We start from the raw sequence: 20,554 nt of genomic DNA on the forward strand, positions 1-20,554 counted from the left end.
TCATGCATCCAAAACGAAAACAACGGCTGATTCTGGTGTTATTTGTGGTGTTAGTGAGCAGTGTGGGTGTCAGTCTCACGCTCTATGCACTTAACGAGAACATCAACCTGTTTTATCCGCCAACGAAAATAGTCAATGGCGAAGCGCCGTCGGGTAGAACCATTCGTGCAGGTGGCTGTGTGGTGCCAGGGACGGTGACACGAGCAAAAGATAACCTGGAAATTGATTTTGACGTAACCGACGGCGTCTCTGAGTTGTCGGTTACCTATGACGGTATCTTGCCCGATCTGTTTGCCGAAGGCGAAGCAGTTGTACTCACGGGTATGCTGGATCACGATGGCGTATTTGTAGCGACCAAAGTTCTCGCCAAACACGACGAAAATTACATGCCGCCTGAAGTCGCTGACACGGTAACTACCGATGGCGTCGAGCATATGAAAACCTGCAAAGGCATTAGTTATGATTCCTGAGTTTGGCCAACTGTCACTTATTATTGCTCTGCTTCTCGCCACTTGTCTTTCGGTTGTACCTATGGCGGGGAGTTTTAACGGGCGATTGGTGTGGATGCTGTCTGCGCGGTCGCTTAGTGTCGGCATGTTCGTGTTTGTTGCGCTCGCGTTTGCCATTCTCGCGTACGCGTTTTACACAGACGACTTCTCAGTCGCTTACGTCGCCCGGCAATCGAACTTGGTGTTACCCGTTCAATACAAGTTGAGTGCAGTTTGGGGCGGGCACGAAGGTTCGCTATTGCTGTGGGTGTTTATTCTCGCGAGCTGGACGCTTGCGGTGAGCGTATTTTCCCGCCGTCTGCCCATTGATGTGCTCGCGCGAGTGCTTTCGGTAATGGGGATGATTGCGGTCGGCTTTCTCCTGTTCACTATCGCCACATCGAACCCGTTTGAGCGCATTTTGCCGAATATTCCCAGCGACGGCTCCGATTTGAATCCACTCTTGCAAGACCCAGGTCTGATTATTCACCCGCCGATGTTGTATATGGGGTATGTGGGATTTTCCGTCGTATTTGCGTTTGCGATAGCGGCGCTTTTATCCGGGCGGATGGACGCAGCCTGGGCGCGTTGGTCGCGGCCCTGGACTAACGCGGCCTGGTGTTTTCTGAGTTTGGGGATTGCGTTGGGCAGCTGGTGGGCGTACTACGAATTGGGCTGGGGTGGCTGGTGGTTTTGGGACCCGGTAGAGAACGCATCCTTACTGCCATGGTTAGTCGGGACCGCACTTATTCATTCTTTAGCGATGACAGAAAAGCGTGGCGTCTATAAAAACTGGACCCTTTTACTCGCGATTTTCAGTTTTTCACTTAGCCTGCTGGGGACATTCCTGGTGCGCTCAGGTGTAATCACATCTGTCCATGCGTTTGCATCGGACCCAACCCGTGGGGTGTTTATTCTGGCGTTCCTGGGAATAGTGGTGGGCGGCTCGTTAACTCTTTTCGCTGTTCGCGCGCAAGTGGTTAAAAGCATTTCCGGCTTCGACTTTCTGTCCCGCGAAGCGTTTCTGCTGGCCAACACTATCTTGTTCTTCATCGCGGCGTTATTTGTGCTTCTGGGCACGGTGTATCCAATCATTTCCGATGCGTTGAACCTAGGTAAGATTTCCGTTGGCGAACCCTGGTTTAATTTTTTCTTTGTGAAACTGATGGCGGTAGTTGCTGCGCTCTTGGGCATCGGCATTATGCTCAACTGGAAAAAAACCGACTACGGTAAAATTCGGCCCTGGCAAACCGTGCCGATCATTGGTGCTTTGTGGTTGGGCAGCTTTATCCCGGGGGTGATCGAAGGAGATTATTCAATTGCTGCAGCCATAAGCATCACCTTGGGTAGCTGGGTCATTTTTGCGTCTTTGGCGGATTTAAAACGTAAAATTCGTCATGCCCCGAGATTTACCGCGGGCCTGAGCAAGCTGTCACCCAGTTATTACGGTATGTTGATTGCTCATATTGGATTCGCATTTAGCTTAATGGGCGCAAGCCTGAATACGATCTATAGTGATCAGCGGGATGTTCGAATTGCGATTGGTGATTCGGTGTTCGCTGCCGGCTATGAATATGAGCTACTGGATGTCACTCGGGTGAAAGGCGCAAACTATTTTGCTGATGTCGGTGAGATTATTGTTCGCAAACATGGCAAAGAAGTGTCGCGATTACGCCCAGAAAAACGCCGCTATTTTTCCGGCGGTAATGTGATGACCGAGGCGGATATAGACGCAGGCTTTACGCGGGATATCTATGTGGCTCTGGGCGAGCAACTGGATAACACCGACTGGGCGATTCGCATCCACTTTAAACCGGTTGTGCGCTGGATTTGGTTAGGCGCTATTCTGATGGCGCTTGGAGGTGGTATTGCCATGGCGGATAAACGCTATCGCGCTCGTCAATCAGTTCGCGAACAAGTAACGGATGCGGATGACAGTCTAGAAGACGCGCAGGGCGAGGGTCAGCCTGCCACTGCCATGACAGACGGAGTCGCCTCCCAGTGAAACGATTAAAGCTCTTTATCCCGCTGGTTATTTTTGCGGTGCTCGCGCTGTTTTTGTTGCGCGGGCTCTCGCTGGATCCAAGTCATCTCCCCTCCGCTTTGGTCGGCAAACCGGTGCCAGAGTTTTCGCTACCTGTGGTCGGTGAACAAGAGCCGTCAGTGAGCAACGCGAGCCTGCAGGGCGAACCCTACCTACTCAACGTGTGGGCGACCTGGTGCCCATCTTGCCGGGTCGAGCACCCCTATCTCAACAAGCTGGCGGAGCAGGGCGTGCGTATAGTGGGCCTGGATTACAAAGATGAAGACGATGCTGCCTTGGAGTGGTTATCGCACTTTGGCAACCCCTATGAATCGGTGATTGCTGATCGCGATGGTTCGCTCGGGCTGGATCTCGGCGTCTACGGCGCGCCAGAAACATTTCTAGTCGATAAAAACGGCATCATTCAATATCGCCATGTGGGTGTCGTGGATGAGCGCGTGTGGCGTTCCAAGCTGGCTCCCATTTTTAACCAACCCTAGTTCGCGATCTTTTCATGACTTCATCTTTTCATCTGGCCCCAGAATATGGGCCAGTTTCTGCTGTGCTTATGGCGCTTCCGTATGCGGGGAGTGATTGGGATTATGTGCTCGATGACGTACTCGATTGCTACGGTAGAATCGTTGAAACCTTGCTCGAGCAGGATAAAAATATTCAGTTGCTGATGTTGGTGAAGCCCGACTCCCGCTCCAAGGTGTGGGCTGCATCGCTGGCGCTCGATGAAAAATCCCGGGCGCGTCTGACCTTGATCGACTCGGTGGGTTATGACGATACCTGGACGCGCGACTACGGGCCACTAAGCAGTTCTAGCGGTGGTCGCAGGTCTTATCTCACTTGCATTTTTAACGGGTGGGGTGGCAAGTACAATTGCATCCAGGACAATCTCGCCGCCGGCAAGTTAGCGCCCTGGCTAGGCTCAACGGTTGCCAGTTACGACCTCGTGGTGGAAGGCGGTGCGCTTGAGGTGAACGGGCAGGGCGTATTGTTAGCGAACGCTGATTGTATTGTTGATGCCCATCGCAACGGAGCTAAAACGCGCGCAGAGCTGGAAACTGAACTGAAAAAACTTTTTGGGCTCGAACGTATAGAGTGGGTAAATAACATCAACCTTACCGGTGACGATACCGACGGGCATATCGATACTATTGCACGCTTTGTTGCCGACGATCTGATAGTTGCCTGTGGCCGCAACCCGCAGCACCCGGATGCGGAGCAGCTTGAATCCCTCTATTCGCAGCTCAGTTTGATCTGCGAAAGAAATTACTGGCAGCTGGTCGAATTACCGGTACCTCAGGTGCGAAGCCGTGTCGATCAGCGCCTGTTGCCCGCGACCTACGCCAATTTTTTAATTTGTAATCGCACCTTGTTACTACCAGTGTACGGGGCAGAAGAAGACGAACGCGCAACAGACATGCTGCGCGAATTATTACCTCAATTGCAGGTGGTGCCGGTGGATTGCTCTGCGCTCGTTGAGCAACACGGTAGCCTCCATTGCGCCACTATGCAAATTGCGTAAATACCAGCTTGAGTCGTTGTTATGAGTGAAGTTATTACCGCCGCGGTTATTCAACAAGCGATACCGGGCAACAGCAAAACCGAAAACCTGGCGATCACCTGTGATTACATCCGCGATGCTGCTGAGCAAGGTGCGGAGCTGGTGGTGCTCCAGGAGTTGCACGCAACCCAGTATTTTTGCCAGGTGGAAGATACTGGTAATTTTGATTTGGCGGAAGACATCGATGGTCCGACTGCAGAGATCGTCGCTGATATAGCCGCAGAACTCGACATAGTGATTGTCATGTCCGGGTTCGAGCGCCGTGCGGCCGGCTTGTACCACAACACCGCACAGGTATTCGACGGCGAACGAGGTCGAGCGGGGATTTTTCGCAAAATGCACATCCCTGATGACCCAGGATTTTACGAGAAATTTTATTTTACGCCCGGTGATGGCAATACCGATTCACTCAATGGTTTTCGACCAGTGCAAACCCGGTTGGGTAAGCTGGGTGTGCTGGTGTGTTGGGACCAGTGGTATCCGGAGGCCGCGCGGCTAATGGCCTTGGCTGGCGCAGATATGCTGATTTATCCTACGGCCATAGGTTGGGACCCGAATGATGACGAAGACGAACAAGCGCGGCAGCGGGATTCCTGGATTACGATCCAGCGAAGCCATGCGATAGCCAACGGTCTGCCTGTTCTGGTCGCCAACCGAACCGGATTCGAGGCATCCCCATCGACTTCTGATGATGGCATTGAGTTCTGGGGCAGCAGCTTTATCGCCGGCCCACAGGGAGAGTTTCTTTTGGCGCCAAATATCGAAGCGCAAGGGGCATTTTGCGCTGAAGTGAGTTTACAAAGGTCCGAGAGTGTCCGCCGAATTTGGCCATTTATGCGCGATCGGCGCGTGGATGCTTATGGAAACCTGACGCGGCGCTGGCTAGATAACAACGAATAGCGCCGTTTTTCACATTTCATGATGCAGTGCAGCATGGGTGTGATATGCTTAAACCATCGCCCGATTGCGGAGGGTTGTTTATGTTATATCACGCCTACGAAGTCAATCACGCTGCGCTAGCTCCCTGGCGCGAGATCGTCGGTGCCAGTAAGCGCTATCTCGAAAGCCCACTCAACCCTGCATCCTACACCTGGGCAGGACGAACAATGGCAGCCGCATGCGATCTCTTCGAAGTGGCGACCCGGCGTTATGAAAAGCCCGAGTGGGGGCTTTATAAAACTGACGTCAATGGTGAAACCGTTGATGTATCCACCCGCGTAATATGGGAACAGCCGTTTTGTCGTTTACTGCATTTTCAGCGAGATTCCTCGCAAATGTGCGCAGCCTACGACAACAAAAAGTGGGCTGACCCCCGCGTTCTTCTGGTCGCTCCATTGTCTGGCCATTATGCGACTCTGTTGCGGCGTACCGTCGACGCTTTTTTGCCAGATCACGAAGTCTATGTCACCGATTGGGCTGATGCGCGCGAAGTGCCATTAAGTAAAGGGCGCTTTGATTTTAACGACTATATCGACTACATCATGGCGATGTTCGAGCTTCTGGGCCCGGATACACATGTGATTGGAATCTGCCAGCCTGGGCCGCCAGTGTTAGCGGCTGTTGCGGTGATGTCGGCCGAAAACAACGAATTTCTGCCAGCATCCATGACCTTTATGGGCTCGCCAATCGACACTCGCCAGTCTCCGACACTACCCAACAAAGTAGCACTCGAACGCAGCTACGGTTGGTTTCGGGACAATATGATCTACAGTGTGCCCTGGCCTAATAAAGGTTTCATGCGGCGGGTATACCCGGGTTTTTTACAGCTCAGTGGTTTTATAACCATGAACCAGGAGCGCCATGTGATGGCGCATCGCAACTACTTCGAACACCTGGTGGAAGGCGATTGCGACAGCGTGCATAAACACCGGGAGTTTTACGACGAATACTTGGCAGTGCTGGACTTAACCGAGGAATTTTACCTGCAAACTATCCGGGTAGTCTTTCAGGATCACTGTCTGGCCAAGGGCACTCTGCGCCACAGGGGACATTTGGTTGATCCTGCGACTATCACAAAGGTAGCGTTGATGACTGTGGAAGGTGAAAAAGACGATATCTCCGGCATTGGGCAAACCCAGGCCGCGCACACGCTTTGCCCGAATATTCCGCAATCCATGCAGACCGACTATGTACAGCCTGGTGTGGGTCACTATGGTGTATTTAGTGGGAGTCGATTCCGCAACGAGATCCAGCCGCGTATAGCGGAATTTATTCGCGCGCACTTCAATCGCAGCGAAGAGCTCGCTTTTAAAAAGGAAAATCCACTCTTGTTTTTTGCCCCACACGAAAGTGGCGAGCACGTTTAGAGAGGCGAACTTGTGGTTTGCCTCTCTACAGTTGAGGGGAGCGATAAAAAATAGTTGGCTTGGCCAACCGCGGCTCATTCAAATCGAATTGTTTTACCGATTTGTTTGAAAGGTGTATGAGCTTGTATTCCCCTTTCGCTAAAAAATCCAGCTCCTTCGCGAAATGGGTTTTCAAAAGTGTTTGGTATTCCCCTGATGCTTTTACCTGCTCTAATCCGTGGGTGAGCCTGGTGACCAGTTCCGGGTGTTGTTTGCTTACCTGAAACATAACGGGAAACGGGTAGAACAGCACAAGGTTTGGAACTATCGCAAACTTCTCTTCTGCTTCGACTAAGCCTTTCATCAGGTGGGGTGCCTCACCAATACTTAAAGGTAAATAGTCGAACCTCTTGCGCTCAAGCATATTGAACAGATTTTCCAGAGAGCTTGCTTCAACCAGTGGCAAGTGGTTTTCCTGATATATGGCGTTGTCTGCCCAGTCAGTGACCTGTCCGGGACGGAGTTTTGCGAAGGACGCAAAGTCGCTGATCTCTGTGAACGCCTGCAGGTCTTCCTTGCGTACAATCAATCTGCGATAGCCCAACAACCCCTCCATTAGCGGCTCGGCGATGAGTTGTAGGTTGATGTCCGTCTCTAAGTGGCTAAATTGGAGCGGGTTTGCAAAAAAATTAACGCCGTCCGACAGGGCTACCGCGCGGCGTCCACGATCAAAGCTTACCGTCAAATACTTTACTTCGAGCTTGTAAGGGCCGTACTGGCTTTTGGTGGCTTCAAGAATGGCTTGAACCAATGCAGTTTCATAACTGGCGCGCGCAGGGCTGATCGGGGTAGCCCAAAATTGCGCGAGAGTTGTGGCCGAATGACTTGGCAGGCTGAGAGCCAGCACAAGCATCGCGCCAGCCGTTCGAGTGATGGATGCGTGAACTAAACCCTTGATAGACATGTGATAATTCCGTTCTTGCTCTCCCGCGTATCGCAGGGAACGCCGGGCTTTTAACCATCTTGGCACGTAAGTTTCTAAGGGTCAATCAACGAAGGAAAATGTGAGTGTGGACATTGTTTGATGACGGCTATAAAGGAATGTAGCAGCCAGCTCTTGCGGTGTAGCGTTAAATCGCGGGAATAGCGATGCGCGGTCGAGCACGCGAGAGCGTTATCCGCCCGCTTCATTCGTGCGATCTAGACCGGATATTGGGTGTGGACGGAAGGGAGCTGATTCGCGCCTGCGGCGCTCACCCTTTCTGTTACGGGAAGGCGCGACTAAAGGTCGTAAAATTGCGCGTTGGCAATTTAGTGAACCCTGCGTATTGAGTCAGCCCTACAAAAATAGCACATACAAAAAAGCCCCACTCTTGCGAGCGGGGCTTTTTTGTATGTGGCGACCCGGAAGGGACTTGAACCCTCGACCTCCGGCGTGACAGGCCGGCATTCTAACCAACTGAACTACCGGGCCGCAGTATTCTCCAGCAGAGCTTGAGAATTTGGTGGGTGGTACAGGGGTCGAACCTGTGACCTACGGCTTGTAAGGCCGTCGCTCTCCCAACTGAGCTAACCACCCGAAAGAGGTCGCCATTGTAATGATTCTTTAATGGCGGTCAATAGTTTTTTTGACATTTTTATGTTGGTTCGATGGCGCGATGCTTAGCAGCCTGCTGACCGGCTGGCGGGGGAATGCTGAGTCTTGCCGATGAGTTTGCTTAAACTTGTAGCTGCATTGGTATAATCGCGCCGCATAAATTGACTATAAAGGTATAGAAACCTTAATAAGGGGCACCCCGTGAAAAATCTGTTTTCTCTGTGCGTTGTTGTTTGTCTGGCGTTAAGCGCTAAAGTGCTGGCGTCCATCGGCGCTGTTGAATTTGACAGTGAGCAGGAGCTGGCCCGCTATCAAGGGTTGGTGCACGAGCTACGGTGTCCGAAATGCCAGAATCAAAATCTCTCTGATTCAAACTCGGAAATTGCTGTAGACCTGCGCAACCAAGTTGCACGGATGGTCGGCGAGGGTCAATCTAATGAACAGATAAAGGAATATATGGTCAATCGCTACGGCGATTTTGTGCTGTATCGCCCGCCAATGCAGAAAAACACGCTCGTGTTATGGTGGGGGCCTTTAGCCATGGTAATCGTCGGTTTGGGTGTTTTTCTGTTCACAGTGTTTCAGCGACGAAAGCTGGCTGCGGCAGTTGAGAACCCTGAGCCGTATGCTGTTGAAGACTATTCTGAAGAAGATGCGACGCAACGCGGGCATGATCCGCAATAATGACAGCTGTCGGAATAATAAGTGAGTTGGGGAAATAGGGGAATTTCGTGGAAATAGCATTTTGGCAGGGTTTTTTGGCGCTGAGCGCTTTGGCTGCCGTATTTATCTTGTGGCCGACCGTTTTTGTACGTCGTGAGAAGAAAAAAGAGCTGTTGCAGGATGCGCGTGCTGATGTGAATCAAGATGTTTTTTTGGAGCATGTGAAAGATCTGGAGGAAACTCATTCCCGGGGAGAAATAGGCGAATCTGAGCTGGAAGAGCTTAAAGTCGATCTCGAGCGCACCCTGGTTGCAGATAATGAATCAATTGCTATTGATTCCGATAAGCCAATTATTGCGAGTTTTCGCAGCCGTTTGCCGGTGTTGGCTTTAGTTCTGGCGGTACCCTTATTGGCGTTGGGTATCTACAGTATGGTTGGTGCGAAAACTGACTGGGAGATCTACCGTCTTGCGATGGCGCGTGTAAACAGTGGTTCGATCGAAGAGGCCAACGCTATAGGTGAGGAGCTTATTGGTGAGCTTCAGGATCGCCTGGAGTCGCGTCCAGATAATAGTCAGAATTGGTATTTGCTTGGTGCTGTTGCTGGCGAGTTGGGCGATTACGACGAAGCTGTGCGAGCCTACCGACGCGTGTTAGAGCTGGAGCCAAATGCGCCGCAGGTTATTGCAGAGCTTGCCCAGGCACTGTTTATGCGCGCCGGCAATACCATCACGCCGGAGGTTAGCAAAAATACTCAACTGGCACTGCAACTCAACCCTAACATGCCCACGGCTCTGGGGCTCGCCGGGGTGGAAGCTTTCCAATCCGGGGCTTACCAGGAGGCAATCGACCACTGGTCGTTGGCGGTGAAGCAGCTGGACCCTGCATCCGCGGCTTCAAAAGCACTAACCTCCGGTATCGCCCGGGCTCAGGTGGCGCTGGAAAAGTCTGGGGGTAAAGCGCGCAAATCGGGCAAGGCAGCTGTTGTCGACCCCAAAATTACCGTGTCAGTCAGCTTCGACGACAATGTTGTTAGTCCCTCACCTGAGGATCAGGTCTTTATCTATGCGCGAGCCTGGCAAGGTCCGAAAATGCCCCTAGCGATCAAAAAGCTAACTGTGGCAGACCTGCCTATCCAAATTGTGTTGGATAAATCTGCAGCGATGGCACCGGGAATGGATCTCAGCAGTTTTCCGCAAGTGGAAATAGTGGCGCGTATCACCGGTTCTGGTAGTGCGATTCCGCAGTCCGGCGATTGGCAAGCCAGCGAAGGGCCTATAATTGTTGCAGAGCAAAAAAATGCCGTGGTGCTGAAAATTAGCGAGCAGATTCCCTGATTTTACTGTCACTTTGCCTTCTAAGTGCCCGAAATTAAAAGAGAAAGTCGGGCACTGTTGGCGTTAAAAATTCCTATCTTGCTAATGCTTCCACACTGTTAACTGTGTAGAATCGTCCGTTTTCCTCGCTGAATGACGAGCGTCTTTCGAGTTTTTGCAGGTTTCCTAACGTTATGCGTCTGAAATGTATCAAACTGGCCGGGTTTAAATCCTTTGTCGACCCCACCACGGTGACCTTCCCGAGCAACCTGTGTGCGGTGGTGGGCCCGAACGGCTGTGGTAAGTCGAATATTATCGACGCTGTGCGCTGGGTTATGGGGGAGTCATCGGCGAAAAACCTGCGTGGTGAGGCGATGACAGACGTTATTTTTAACGGTTCTGGCAGCCGTAAACCCGTGGGGCAGGCGTCTATCGAGCTGGTTTTTGACAACAGCGATGGCACCATTCGCGGTGAATTTGCCGGCTATAACGAAATATCGGTTAAGCGTAAAGTTACCCGCGAGAGCCAGAATTTCTACTATTTGAACGGCAATAAATGTCGTCGTCGTGATATCACCGATATTTTCCTTGGCACAGGCCTGGGTCCCCGCAGTTACGCGATCATCGAGCAGGGCATGATTTCGCGTCTTATCGAGGCAAAACCAGAAGAATTACGGATTTACGTAGAAGAAGCGGCCGGTATATCCAAGTATAAAGAGCGTCGCCGCGACACCGAAAATCGCATGCGGCGTACTCACGAAAATCTCGAGCGATTAACCGATATACGCGAAGAGTTAGATAGGCAATTATCCCGCTTGCAGCGTCAGGCGCAAGCCGCAGAAAAATATACCGAATACAAAGAAGAAGAAAGGCAGGTAAAAGCCCGGCTGCAAGCGCGCAAATACCAGAATCTCCATGACAAGGCCGACACCAAAAGCGGGCAGATACGCGAGCTGGAGTTGAAGGTTGAAGCCCAGGTGACGGAACAGGTTCGTGTCGATTCGTCAATTGAAAAGTTTCGCGAAGCGTTTACTGAGAAGAGTGATGCCTTTAGCGAAATTCAGGGCCGATTTTACGCTATCGGCTCCGATATAACCCGTGTCGAACAAACCATCAAGCACGCCGAAGAGCGCGACAGGCAATTACAGGTCGATATCGAGCAAAACAACCGCGATTGCCAGGAAGCGGAAGAGCACCTGGCAGCCGATGCAGCAAAAGCGGAAGGTTGGGAAGCCGAGTTGTTGGAGATTCAGCCGGAACTCGAAGATATTCAGCTCAACGAAGAGGAGTCGGCCAATATTCTGGCTGAGGCGGAAGAGGCCATGCAGGAGTGGCAGCTGGAGTGGGATCAGTTTAACCAGCATGCTGCTGCGCCGCGTCAGCAGGCCGAAGTCCAGCAATCGCGCATTAAATACCTGGAGCAGGTGCAAACGCGACTGTTAGAAAGAATAGAGCGGCTCGAAAAAGAGCGCGACAACCTCGATATTGGCGATTCCCGCGAAGAAATCGAGATGATGGATGAAGAACTGGCGACGCTGGAGCTGACCATTGAAGACAGCAAGCTCGAGTTGGAAACCGTCTCCGAAACCGTTACGACTGCGCGCGACGCCCAGCACAGTTTTACCGAGCAAAGGGATCAGCTGCGCTCAGAATTGCAGGCGGCGCGTGGACGCCACGCCTCCCTGGAGACCCTACAGCAAGCTGCACTGACAGATAGCGACGGTGAAACCACGGCCTGGCTGGAAAGCCATCAACTTAACGGCTTACAGCGTTTGGGTGAAAGTCTGGAAGTCGAGCCCGGCTGGGAAACGGCTGTCGAAACCGTGCTCGGAGCATCTCTGCAGGCGGTTTGTGCGCAACGTTCTCTGGACAGCCTCTCCGACTCCCTGGCGCAATTTAGCAAAGGCGAGCTGGTGCTGCTCGATAGCTCAGTATCAGTGCCTGTCGGCACTGGTGATCTGGCTGGCAAGGTCAGCTCAGCAGTAAGTCTGAACGGCTTGCTGGCCGGTATTTATGCCGCTGACGACCTGGCTGCAGCACTGGCAAAACGCTCCCAGCTTACTGCCGGTGAGTCGGTTGTAACGCGCGATGGGATCTGGTTGGGCAGCAACTGGGTAAAAGTCGCGAAGGATACCGATGGCGCCGCCGGTGTGATTGCCAGACAGCAGGAACTGGAGTCGCTGGCAGAGCATATTGGAATTCTCGAGTCTCAGCTTGAGGAGGTGACCGATGGCCTGGAACAAAGTCGGGAGCAGCTGCGCAATGCGGAAGAAAAACGGGAGACATTGCGTAAGGATGTCGATCAGCAAAACCGCAAGTTCACTGAATTAAAAACGGCACTTGGCGGTAAAAAAGCCAAGGTCGAGCAGGTGCTCGAAGGGCGTCAGCGTGCGCAACGGGATATTCAGGATGCGCGCACCCAGATGGATGCCGAAGGTGCGAACCTGGTAGATGCACGCACGCTGTTGCAAGAAGCGATTCTCGCCATGGAGGAAGATACGGAAAAACGCGAAACCCTGTTGCGTCGGCGCGACGATATCCGGGGGCGTCTGGATAGTGCACGTCAGAAAGCGCGTCACGATAAAGACCGCTCGCACGAGCTGGCGATGCGCCATCAGTCATTGAAAACACAGGTAGAGGCGACCCGACAGGGTATTCAGCGGTTGCAAGACCAGATGGCCCGGATGCTGGAACGCCGCGAAACGCTGCGAATGGCTTTGGAAGAAACTCGTGAGCCAGTTGAAGAGCAGAAGCTGGAGTTGGAAGCGTATCTCGAAAAGCGTATCGCTGTTGAGGCTGAAATGGGCGAATCCCGCCGTGCGGTAGAGCAGGTGGAAGGCGAGCTGCGAGAAGCCGAGAAAGCCCGGCACGCATTTGAGGGGCACATCGGTGAATTGCGCACAAGTCTGGAATCAGCGCGACTCGAAGCGCAAACACTGCAAGTTCAGCAACAGGGCTTGGTGCAGCAGCTCACTGAAATGGAATTTGATCTGGAGGCGTTGCTCGAGAACCTTCAGGAAGGGGACACCATTCCTGATCTGGAGGAGGAGCTGGGTAAAATAGGCAACCGTATCAGTCGTCTTGGCCCCATCAACTTGGCCGCTATCGACGAATATAAAACGGAATCTGAACGCAAAACCTACCTGGACGCTCAGAACGAGGATTTGCGGGAAGCCTTGGAAACGCTCGAAAATGCGATCAAGAAAATCGATCGCGAAACCCGAACCCGCTTCAAGGAGACATTCGATCAGATTAACAGCGGGTTGCAGGAGCTGTTTCCCAAAGTATTTGGTGGCGGACACGCCTACCTGGAACTCACCGGTGAGGATATGCTCGATACGGGTATCGCAATCATGGCGCGGCCGCCAGGCAAGAAAAACAGTACCATCCACTTGTTGTCCGGTGGTGAGAAAGCGCTCACAGCCATCGCTCTTGTGTTCTCCATATTCCGCTTAAATCCAGCGCCTTTCTGTATGCTGGATGAAGTGGATGCGCCGCTCGATGACGCTAACGTGGGGCGCTATGCCCGCATGGTGGAAGAAATGTCGAGTCAGGTGCAGTTTATCTATATCACCCACAATAAAATTGCGATGGAAATGGCGCATCAGCTAATGGGGGTGACGATGCACGAGCCGGGTGTATCACGCATGGTGACAGTGGATGTTGAGGAAGCGGCTGAACTGGCGGCGGTGTAACACTGTCGTAACCAGATCGCCGGGGTATAATTTAACGAATGACTTGTTAAGAGGAAGATGATCCGAATGCGGGATTGGTTGACCGTCATTATTATTCTTTTAATTGCGGGTATCACACTCGATGCTTTTCGCCGTATGCGACAGGCGCGCCGTGAGAGCATAAGGCTTTCCAAAAACGCGGCACTGGCAGACAAAGAAGACGTGCGGGAGAGCTCCAGTGAGTTCCCAGGCGGCGGGCCCAGGGTGGTTGGGTATCGCGATGAAGGCGATGCGCAATCGATTACTGAAACACTGAAGCGCAAGCACCGGGAGAAGAAAACCACTGTGGGGGCACCCAACAGGATTCCTGAGCAAGTCACGCTTAATCTGGACGAGCATGTTCCGATGTTGATGGACCCGGTGGATTCCCCAGAGGACGACGAGAACGAGCCGCTGGAACCGCAACTCGGTGATCTTGCCAACCTGGATGACTCGGTAGAAGCCGAGGAGCGACCGCATATATCAGAGCCTGAGCCAACTGCAAAGAAAAAGACAAAACGCGCCGAGAAGGCAATGCCAGACGATGATCAGGAGGCGGCGCGAGCGCCGGACGAGGTGCTGATTATTAACGTTATGGCCAAAACGGGGACCAGGTTCGACGGGCAGTCGTTGCTGGCGGCGTTGATGTCCGCAGATATGAAGCTGGGCGCGATGGATATTTTTCACCGCCATTTGCGCGAGCATGGTGATGGCCCGATTCTATTCAGCCTGGCGAATATGGTGGTACCGGGTACGTTTAATTTATCGGCCATGGCGGATTTCCAGACGCCCGGTGTCAGCCTGTTTCTGAGTCTCCCCATACCCGACGACACCTTGGATGACGATGAGCTGGACGGCTTAAGTATCCGTGCTTTCGACACCATGGCTGGCACCGCCAAAGCGCTCGCGGCGGCTCTGGATGGTGAGCTCAAAGACGAGAATCGCAGCGTAATGACGCAGCAGACTATCGAACACGCGCGTCAGCGGGTAGTCGAATACGAACGCAAGCGCAAACTCGCGCGAGCCTAGGTTGGCCCGCGCGGCTTACTCCTTATTTTATGGCTGTGCGCCGCTGGCAGTTAATCCTGTATCAGCCGCCAGCCGATACTTTAGTAAGATGGTTTTATCACAAAACCTGGATACCGGTTTAAACACCCATGGCAGATAGTCAGGTCCCCTCCGAAGCCGTAATGCGGCGTTGCAATGAGTTGCACCAGCTCCTTAATCACCACAACCGACAGTACTATTTGCTCGATGAGCCGGAAATTCCGGACGCCGAGTACGATCGTCTGTTCCACGAACTGAAAACGCTGGAAGCGGAGTTTCCGCAGCTGGAAACCGCAGATTCGCCGACCCAACGCGTCGGTGCAGAGCCGCTCAAAGGTTTTTCATCCGTGCAGCACGAAGTGCCCATGCTATCGCTGGACAACGCTTTCAGTGATGAGGATATGCGGGCGTTTGAAAAGCGTATCCAAGACCGTTTAGCCTCGGATGCGGAGCTTGAATATGCCTGTGAACCCAAGTTCGACGGCATTGCCGTAAGCCTGTTGTATCGCGATGGGCGTTTGCAACGTGGCGCTACACGAGGTGATGGCGCGACCGGTGAAGATATTACTCAGAACGTAAGGACCATCGGCTCGGTGCCGCTTAAATTGAGCGGAGACAATGTTCCGGCGGTGTTTGAAGTACGGGGCGAAGTTGTTATGCCGCGCGCTGGGTTTGCCAAGCTCAACGCAGCCGCGCAGGAACGCGGTGACAGGTTGTTTGTTAATCCGCGCAATGCCGCTGCTGGCGCGCTGCGACAATTAGATCCTTCGATCACCGCCAAGCGGCCGCTGGTATTCTTTGCGTATAGTGTCGGCTACGTAGAGGGCGAGCTTCCGCCGACGCACTTCGGCACTTTGGATCTGCTGGAAAAGCTGGGTTTTGTGGTTGCTGGCGAGCGTGCCCTGGCGCACGGGGCTGGCGGATGTTTAGCTTATTATCGCGATTTGGGCGAGAAACGAGCGGACCTTGGCTACGACATTGACGGCATCGTCTTCAAAGTGAACGACTATGGCCTACAAAACCGGCTCGGTTTTGTATCCCGAGCGCCACGATGGGCGATCGCGCACAAATTTCCCGCGCAAGAAGAAATGACCGTGCTTAACGACGTCGAGTTCCAGGTGGGCAGGACTGGCGCGGTAACCCCGGTGGCGAGGCTTGAGCCTGTTTTTGTCGGTGGCGTAACCGTATCCAATGCGACCCTGCACAATCGGGATGAGATTGAGCGCCTGGGGGTAAAAATTGGCGACCAGGTGGTCGTGCGCCGGGCTGGGGACGTTATTCCACAAATCGTCTCAGTAGTCTTGTCTGCACGTCCGCAACACGCAAAGGAGATTGTCTTTCCTGCAAACTGCCCAGTGTGTGGCTCGCAAGTGGAAGTGCTGGAAGGTGAGGCAGTTGCGCGCTGTACCGGCGGGTTAGTGTGTGCCGCGCAGCGTAAAGAAGCGATCAAGCACTTTGTCAGTCGCACCGCGATGGATATTGAAGGGCTCGGCGATAAACTGGTAGAGCAGCTCGTGGGGCTTGGTCATATCGAGCATATCGCAGACATCTATCGCTTGGAACACGAGGTACTGGCTAACATGGAGCGAATGGGTGACAAGTCTGCACAAAATGTCATCGATGCCATCGAAAAAAGTAAATCGACCACCTTGCCCCGGTTTCTGTTTGCGCTGGGTATTCGAGAAGTGGGCCAGGCGACGGCTCGAAACATCGCACAGCATTTTGGTATGCTGAAAAACCTGATGGACGCGGACCAAGAGGCGCTGGTAGCTGTGGATGATGTGGGGCCAATCGTCGCCCATCACATCTTTGATTTTTTCCAGCAGCAGGGTAACCGCGCGCAAATTGCGCTTTTGCAAGAGGCTGGCGTGCACTGGCCAGAGAGTGCTCCTGTCGCCGCGGAAAGTTTGCCGTTAGATGGCAAAACCTACGTGCTGACGGGTACGCTGGAAACACTGTCGCGCGATGAAGCGAAAGAAAAATTACTGGCACTGGGGGCCAAGGTGACTGGGAGTGTATCTAAAAAAACGGATTGTGTCGTCGCCGGGCCTGGTGCCGGTTCCAAGTTGGCGAAAGCGGAAAGTCTGGGTATTGAGGTGCTCGACGAAGCCGCTTTTGTTGCGCTGCTCGATTCTTTCTAAAATGGGGCGCGCGGTGAAACTCTCCCTGTTTATCTTCTGTGCGCTCGTATTGGCTGGTTGCGCCAGCGCACCGCCTCGGCACGTGGATAATATCTGCCATATCTTCGATGAAAAAAATGGCTGGTACAAAGATGCAAAAAAAGCCACTAAAAAATGGCGAGTGCCAATAGCCACGAACATGGCAATTATGTACCAGGAGAGCGGGTTCAAAAACACCGCCAAGCCGCCGCGTAAAAAGATTCTGGGGTTTATCCCCGGGCCGCGAAAAAGCAGTGCCTACGGCTATGCCCAGGCAAAGGATGAAACCTGGGATTGGTATAAGTCGAAAGCGCCGCACTGGGGCGCTGATCGCAATGATTTTGATGATGCTATCGATTTCATCGCCTGGTACAACAATTTGAGCGTGAAAACCCTTAAGATCAAGCCGAGCGACACCTACCGCCTCTACCTGGCCTATCACGAAGGCCACGGGGGGTTCGCGCGCGGCACGTTTAACAGCAAAGCCTGGCTCAAAGCGACCGCTAAGAAAGTAAGTTCTCGCGCTGCGCGCTACCAGGCGCAATTGAATAAGTGCGAAGATCGGCTGAATTCCTGGTGGCCGTTTTGAGCCACTGAGCAGTTTAATACGAGAGATTTATGGAGCAGGAATCCATTGTTTACGGTTGTATAAAAGACCTTTCATCGAACCCAGGTGATGTATCGCGGCGCCAAAATAATCGCAATGCAATGCTAGCGTTACCCAAGTCCGAAGAGTGGCCTTATCTGTGTCAGGAGATGTTTTCGATTCCCGAATTAGAGGTGAACGCCGAGGCATATCTCTCCGACGTAATGCACTTCGGTGCCTCCTACAAAGCTATTGAGTACGAGTGGAATAACTGGATTGAAAAATTTGAAGCACTGCTCAATCAGATGTATTGGGTGTCAGCCGTAGTCCACTTGGAAACAGAACTATACGGCACGCATACTTTTACCTGGGAGAGTCGCAATAATGGTCACACACCAGGTGCTGGTATTCACAAAGTTCACTGCGAGTGGACTCAAGAAAACGCATTCGTACGATAGGCTACATGAAAGTTAAATTCCGCTTTAATAAGCGTTCCAACGTCATGGTAACGCTAATCGCCAGTGGCGCTGCGCTGGCAATGATGGTTGTGAGATTCGGCTACCCGGCAGACAAGCTCTTCGAGGCACTCTGGGTCGCAGTATTACTGCTTGCAGCGCTTGTTGGCGCCGCTGCGGTGTTGGGTTTGTGCCTGCGCTGGCTGATGGGGCGGGGCGATAGCGTCATGGATGAATCCTTGCACAGGCTTAACAATAAGCTCGAGGAAGACAGCGAAAAATGAAAGACTCGAGGATTCCTGCGCACTATGTGACAAGGTTGTTGGAGCAGGCGCATCTCGCAGGTTGTGATACGCGAACAATCCTCCAGCAGGCCGAAATAGACGAACAGGCCCTGAGCTTGCAGTCCGACATTAGCGCGCGGCGCTATGCGTCTTTATATCAGCTGGTTATGCGCACAACCGAAGACGAATGGTTTGGTATGTTCGTGGGTGGCAAAGTTCAGCTTGGCTCTTTTCGGATGATGTGTCTGACCCTGCTCAGTTGCAGCAACTTGCGGCAGGCGATTATTCGTGCCGGCGAGTTTTCCGAAATCTGTCGCGGCATGTTGGTCAAGTTTACGCTTGACGAAGATCCTCCTAACGAGCATGTATTCCTACGCATGGTACCGGTTCGCAGTTGTGGCACTGAGGAATTTGACCAACTGCTTAGCGACGCTGACCCCGGCCACATACTTAACGCCATAATAGCTTGGCACAAATTTGCGGAGTGGTTGACAGGTAAAGATATTGCTTTGCACAAGGTTGCACTGCGACACCCGAAAAGTCGCGGCTGCGAGCCTCTTGCCTGCGTGCGTCAGGAAAGCGTTATTCACGATTGCAGCGATGTCGGCTTCGCGTTTTCCAAAGCTGTGTTGGAGTATCCCCTGGTGCAGGATCACGAGTCATTGATGGCTTTTCTATCTACTGCACCTTACCACCTCGTCACCCAGGACCCGCTCAAACTGAGTTTTACCGAACGGGTGCGGAACATTTTGAAGCGCGAGGTCAACCGGAGTATCCCATCGGCGGAGCAGCTATCCGAAATGCTGAACATGTCGGTGACGACCATGCGTCGGCAGCTGAGTAAGGAAGGTACGTCTTACCAGAAATTGAAGGACGAATGCCGAATGGAAGTCGCCATTCATTATCTGGCGTGCGCAGAACTTTCCAACGCGGATATTGCCGAAAAGTTAGGTTTTGACGAACCTAGCGCATTTTTTCGTTCGTTTAAAAAATGGACAGGGCAGACACCGGGCGAATATCGCCAGCAGCAATTGCCCAAGAATCCGTAGGAGAAGCCTGTGAAAAAGGCAGCATTAGCTCGTGCGTATGCAGTCGGGCTTGTTGTATTGACACTAACGGCGTGCAGTACCGGTGGTCGGGAAGGCAGCGGGACTGTGACCGGCACACCTTATACCTATGCGCCGGAGACGGCGACCATTACAGTAGGTAAGCTCAAGGGCGCGGTAGCGGCCGGTTCCACGGTCAGTTGGTTTAATGCGCCGCTTGCAGAGGCGCGAGAGCTGGGCCCGGTTGAAACTATTGAAAGTAACGGTGATTTTCGCCCCGATGCTTACTTGAAGCAGCAGGTTCAGCGGGCATTTGAAGCAAAGGGTGTCAAGTTCGCGAGCGAGGCGGGGTCTACCCGCTACCAGTTGATTGTGGCGGCAGGCACGGGCGAACATTTAACGGACGAATTACATGAGGTATTTCGTATTTACCCTGGGATGGGGGCGGTGGGCTTGAAAAATGGTGCCGTTATGGTCGCTGTGTTGGATTCAGTGCGGAATATTGCTATCTGGAGAGGCGCGGTGGAAGGTGCGCTGCTGCAGGGCATTAGTTCTGCAGAACACAGTCAGCGGGTCGACAACGCCATTGATAGCCTGATGGCTAGAATTCAGCTATAAAAAAACAAAGGGGTTACTATGAAACACTTACTTGTTATGGCCATTGCGGCTCTTACTCTTCTTCTAAACGCTTGCGCAAACCGGGGTATTTCTACCGACTACCAAACGGACGTGGCGTTCAATGAATACCGGTCGTACGCGCTATTGCCGGTAGACCCCTCCGTTTATGCAAACCCCAAGGTCTCTGAAATCACGATAAAACGTATTGGGACAGTGCTGAAAAAGCAGCTATCAAACCGCTACTCCGAGGTGGACCCAAACAGCGCAGACTTTTTGGTGCGCTATTTTCTGGTGCTTGATGAGCGCATGAAAGTTGAAAGCTACAACGCTAATTTTGGTATTTACCGAAGTGGTTTTGCCTACGGCCACGCCTACGATACGCCTGATCTGCACAACACCTACTATCAGCAGGGCAGCATCATCGTTGATATTCTTGATGCCAAAAGTCAGGAAGTGGTGTGGCGCGGTTCGACAGAAGGCAAGGTGAAAGAAGGCCTGTCTCCTGAACAGCGCGAAGCGCGCGTAGCTGCCCAGTTGTCTGACCTGTTCGAGCATTTTCCGCCAAAAGCCAACTAGGTCAGCTAGCTTTTGCCAGTGGATGTGGCGGAAATGGCAATTGCGTGAAAAACGGGGGTCGGCAATATTTTAGACCGTGCCATTGTTAGTGTCGTATAAGACGCATATAAGGCATCCAGTTAATC

At 52.7% G+C, this 20,554-nt stretch carries 18 protein-coding genes and 2 tRNA genes; 17 read left to right on the forward strand and 3 right to left on the reverse strand.

The window, feature by feature from the left end:
- Positions 1 to 2 precede the first annotated feature (2 nt).
- From ccmE to TERTU_RS08330, 6 genes are all read left to right on the forward strand, one after another.
- Positions 3 to 470, forward strand: coding sequence for a cytochrome c maturation protein CcmE (gene ccmE / locus TERTU_RS08305; protein ID WP_015819650.1), 468 nt, complete (start codon positions 3 to 5; stop codon positions 468 to 470).
- Positions 460 to 2,493 carry a heme lyase CcmF/NrfE family subunit gene (locus tag TERTU_RS08310; protein WP_015820719.1) on the forward strand — a complete coding sequence of 678 codons (2,034 nt, stop codon included), beginning with the start codon at positions 460 to 462 and terminating at the stop codon, positions 2,491 to 2,493. The genes ccmE and TERTU_RS08310 overlap by 11 nt, the downstream gene beginning before the upstream one ends.
- Positions 2,490 to 3,011, forward strand: a complete 522-nt coding sequence (locus TERTU_RS08315; RefSeq protein ID WP_015817212.1) for a DsbE family thiol:disulfide interchange protein — start codon at positions 2,490 to 2,492, stop codon at positions 3,009 to 3,011. Before TERTU_RS08310 ends, TERTU_RS08315 begins: the two co-directional genes overlap by 4 nt.
- A 14-nt stretch (positions 3,012 to 3,025) precedes the next feature.
- Positions 3,026 to 4,045, forward strand: coding sequence for an agmatine deiminase family protein (locus tag TERTU_RS08320; RefSeq protein WP_015817211.1), 1,020 nt, complete (start codon positions 3,026 to 3,028; stop codon positions 4,043 to 4,045).
- A 21-nt stretch (positions 4,046 to 4,066) separates the two neighbouring features.
- Positions 4,067 to 4,984 (forward strand): carbon-nitrogen hydrolase, encoded by a 918-nt coding sequence (locus TERTU_RS08325; RefSeq protein ID WP_015817651.1) that lies wholly within the window; start codon positions 4,067 to 4,069, stop codon positions 4,982 to 4,984.
- 80 nt (positions 4,985 to 5,064) lie between these two features.
- Positions 5,065 to 6,390 carry a polyhydroxyalkanoate depolymerase gene (locus tag TERTU_RS08330; RefSeq protein WP_015818111.1) on the forward strand — a complete coding sequence of 442 codons (1,326 nt, stop codon included), beginning with the start codon at positions 5,065 to 5,067 and terminating at the stop codon, positions 6,388 to 6,390.
- A gap of 25 nt (positions 6,391 to 6,415) precedes the next feature.
- Here TERTU_RS08330 and TERTU_RS08335 read toward each other — a convergent pair whose 3' ends face one another.
- From TERTU_RS08335 to TERTU_RS08345, 3 genes are all read right to left on the reverse strand, one after another.
- Positions 6,416 to 7,333: a substrate-binding periplasmic protein gene (locus TERTU_RS08335; protein ID WP_019601681.1), complete on the reverse strand. Its 918-nt coding sequence runs from the start codon at positions 7,331 to 7,333 to the stop codon at positions 6,416 to 6,418.
- A 433-nt stretch (positions 7,334 to 7,766) separates the two neighbouring features.
- Positions 7,767 to 7,843 (reverse strand) — tRNA-Asp (locus TERTU_RS08340).
- Between the two features lie 29 nt (positions 7,844 to 7,872).
- A tRNA-Val gene (locus TERTU_RS08345) sits at positions 7,873 to 7,948 on the reverse strand.
- 219 nt (positions 7,949 to 8,167) lie between these two features.
- On the opposite strand from TERTU_RS08345, the gene TERTU_RS08350 reads away from it, so the two are divergent.
- The 11 genes from TERTU_RS08350 to TERTU_RS08400 all read left to right on the forward strand — a co-directional run bounded on the left by TERTU_RS08350 (position 8,168) and on the right by TERTU_RS08400 (position 20,429).
- Positions 8,168 to 8,650 carry a cytochrome c-type biogenesis protein gene (locus TERTU_RS08350; protein WP_015817215.1) on the forward strand — a complete coding sequence of 161 codons (483 nt, stop codon included), beginning with the start codon at positions 8,168 to 8,170 and terminating at the stop codon, positions 8,648 to 8,650.
- Between the two features lie 47 nt (positions 8,651 to 8,697).
- Positions 8,698 to 9,966: a c-type cytochrome biogenesis protein CcmI gene (gene ccmI, locus TERTU_RS08355; RefSeq protein WP_015817702.1), complete on the forward strand. Its 1,269-nt coding sequence runs from the start codon at positions 8,698 to 8,700 to the stop codon at positions 9,964 to 9,966.
- 173 nt (positions 9,967 to 10,139) lie between these two features.
- Positions 10,140 to 13,640, forward strand: coding sequence for a chromosome segregation protein SMC (gene smc, locus TERTU_RS08360; RefSeq protein ID WP_015817675.1), 3,501 nt, complete (start codon positions 10,140 to 10,142; stop codon positions 13,638 to 13,640).
- A 66-nt stretch (positions 13,641 to 13,706) separates the two neighbouring features.
- Positions 13,707 to 14,687: a cell division protein ZipA gene (gene zipA / locus TERTU_RS08365; RefSeq protein ID WP_015818137.1), complete on the forward strand. Its 981-nt coding sequence runs from the start codon at positions 13,707 to 13,709 to the stop codon at positions 14,685 to 14,687.
- A 128-nt stretch (positions 14,688 to 14,815) separates the two neighbouring features.
- Entirely contained in the window at positions 14,816 to 16,846 is a 2,031-nt protein-coding gene (ligA, locus tag TERTU_RS08370; RefSeq protein WP_015819249.1) for an NAD-dependent DNA ligase LigA, read from the forward strand.
- A 1-nt stretch (position 16,847) separates the two neighbouring features.
- Positions 16,848 to 17,453: a transglycosylase SLT domain-containing protein gene (locus tag TERTU_RS08375; protein ID WP_015818460.1), complete on the forward strand. Its 606-nt coding sequence runs from the start codon at positions 16,848 to 16,850 to the stop codon at positions 17,451 to 17,453.
- 29 nt (positions 17,454 to 17,482) lie between these two features.
- Positions 17,483 to 17,908, forward strand: a complete 426-nt coding sequence (locus TERTU_RS08380; RefSeq protein WP_015818097.1) for a hypothetical protein — start codon at positions 17,483 to 17,485, stop codon at positions 17,906 to 17,908.
- A 5-nt stretch (positions 17,909 to 17,913) separates the two neighbouring features.
- Positions 17,914 to 18,189, forward strand: coding sequence for a hypothetical protein (locus TERTU_RS08385; RefSeq protein ID WP_015817760.1), 276 nt, complete (start codon positions 17,914 to 17,916; stop codon positions 18,187 to 18,189).
- Positions 18,186 to 19,238 (forward strand): helix-turn-helix domain-containing protein, encoded by a 1,053-nt coding sequence (locus tag TERTU_RS08390; protein ID WP_015816915.1) that lies wholly within the window; start codon positions 18,186 to 18,188, stop codon positions 19,236 to 19,238. Before TERTU_RS08385 ends, TERTU_RS08390 begins: the two co-directional genes overlap by 4 nt.
- Positions 19,239 to 19,247: 9 nt before the next feature.
- Positions 19,248 to 19,853, forward strand: a complete 606-nt coding sequence (locus tag TERTU_RS08395; RefSeq protein ID WP_015817041.1) for a hypothetical protein — start codon at positions 19,248 to 19,250, stop codon at positions 19,851 to 19,853.
- A gap of 18 nt (positions 19,854 to 19,871) precedes the next feature.
- Positions 19,872 to 20,429 carry a DUF4136 domain-containing protein gene (locus tag TERTU_RS08400; RefSeq protein WP_015820144.1) on the forward strand — a complete coding sequence of 186 codons (558 nt, stop codon included), beginning with the start codon at positions 19,872 to 19,874 and terminating at the stop codon, positions 20,427 to 20,429.
- Positions 20,430 to 20,554 lie beyond the last annotated feature (125 nt).

This window comes from Teredinibacter turnerae T7901 (genome assembly GCF_000023025.1).
Classification (GTDB): Bacteria; Pseudomonadota; Gammaproteobacteria; order Pseudomonadales; family Cellvibrionaceae; genus Teredinibacter; species Teredinibacter turnerae_B.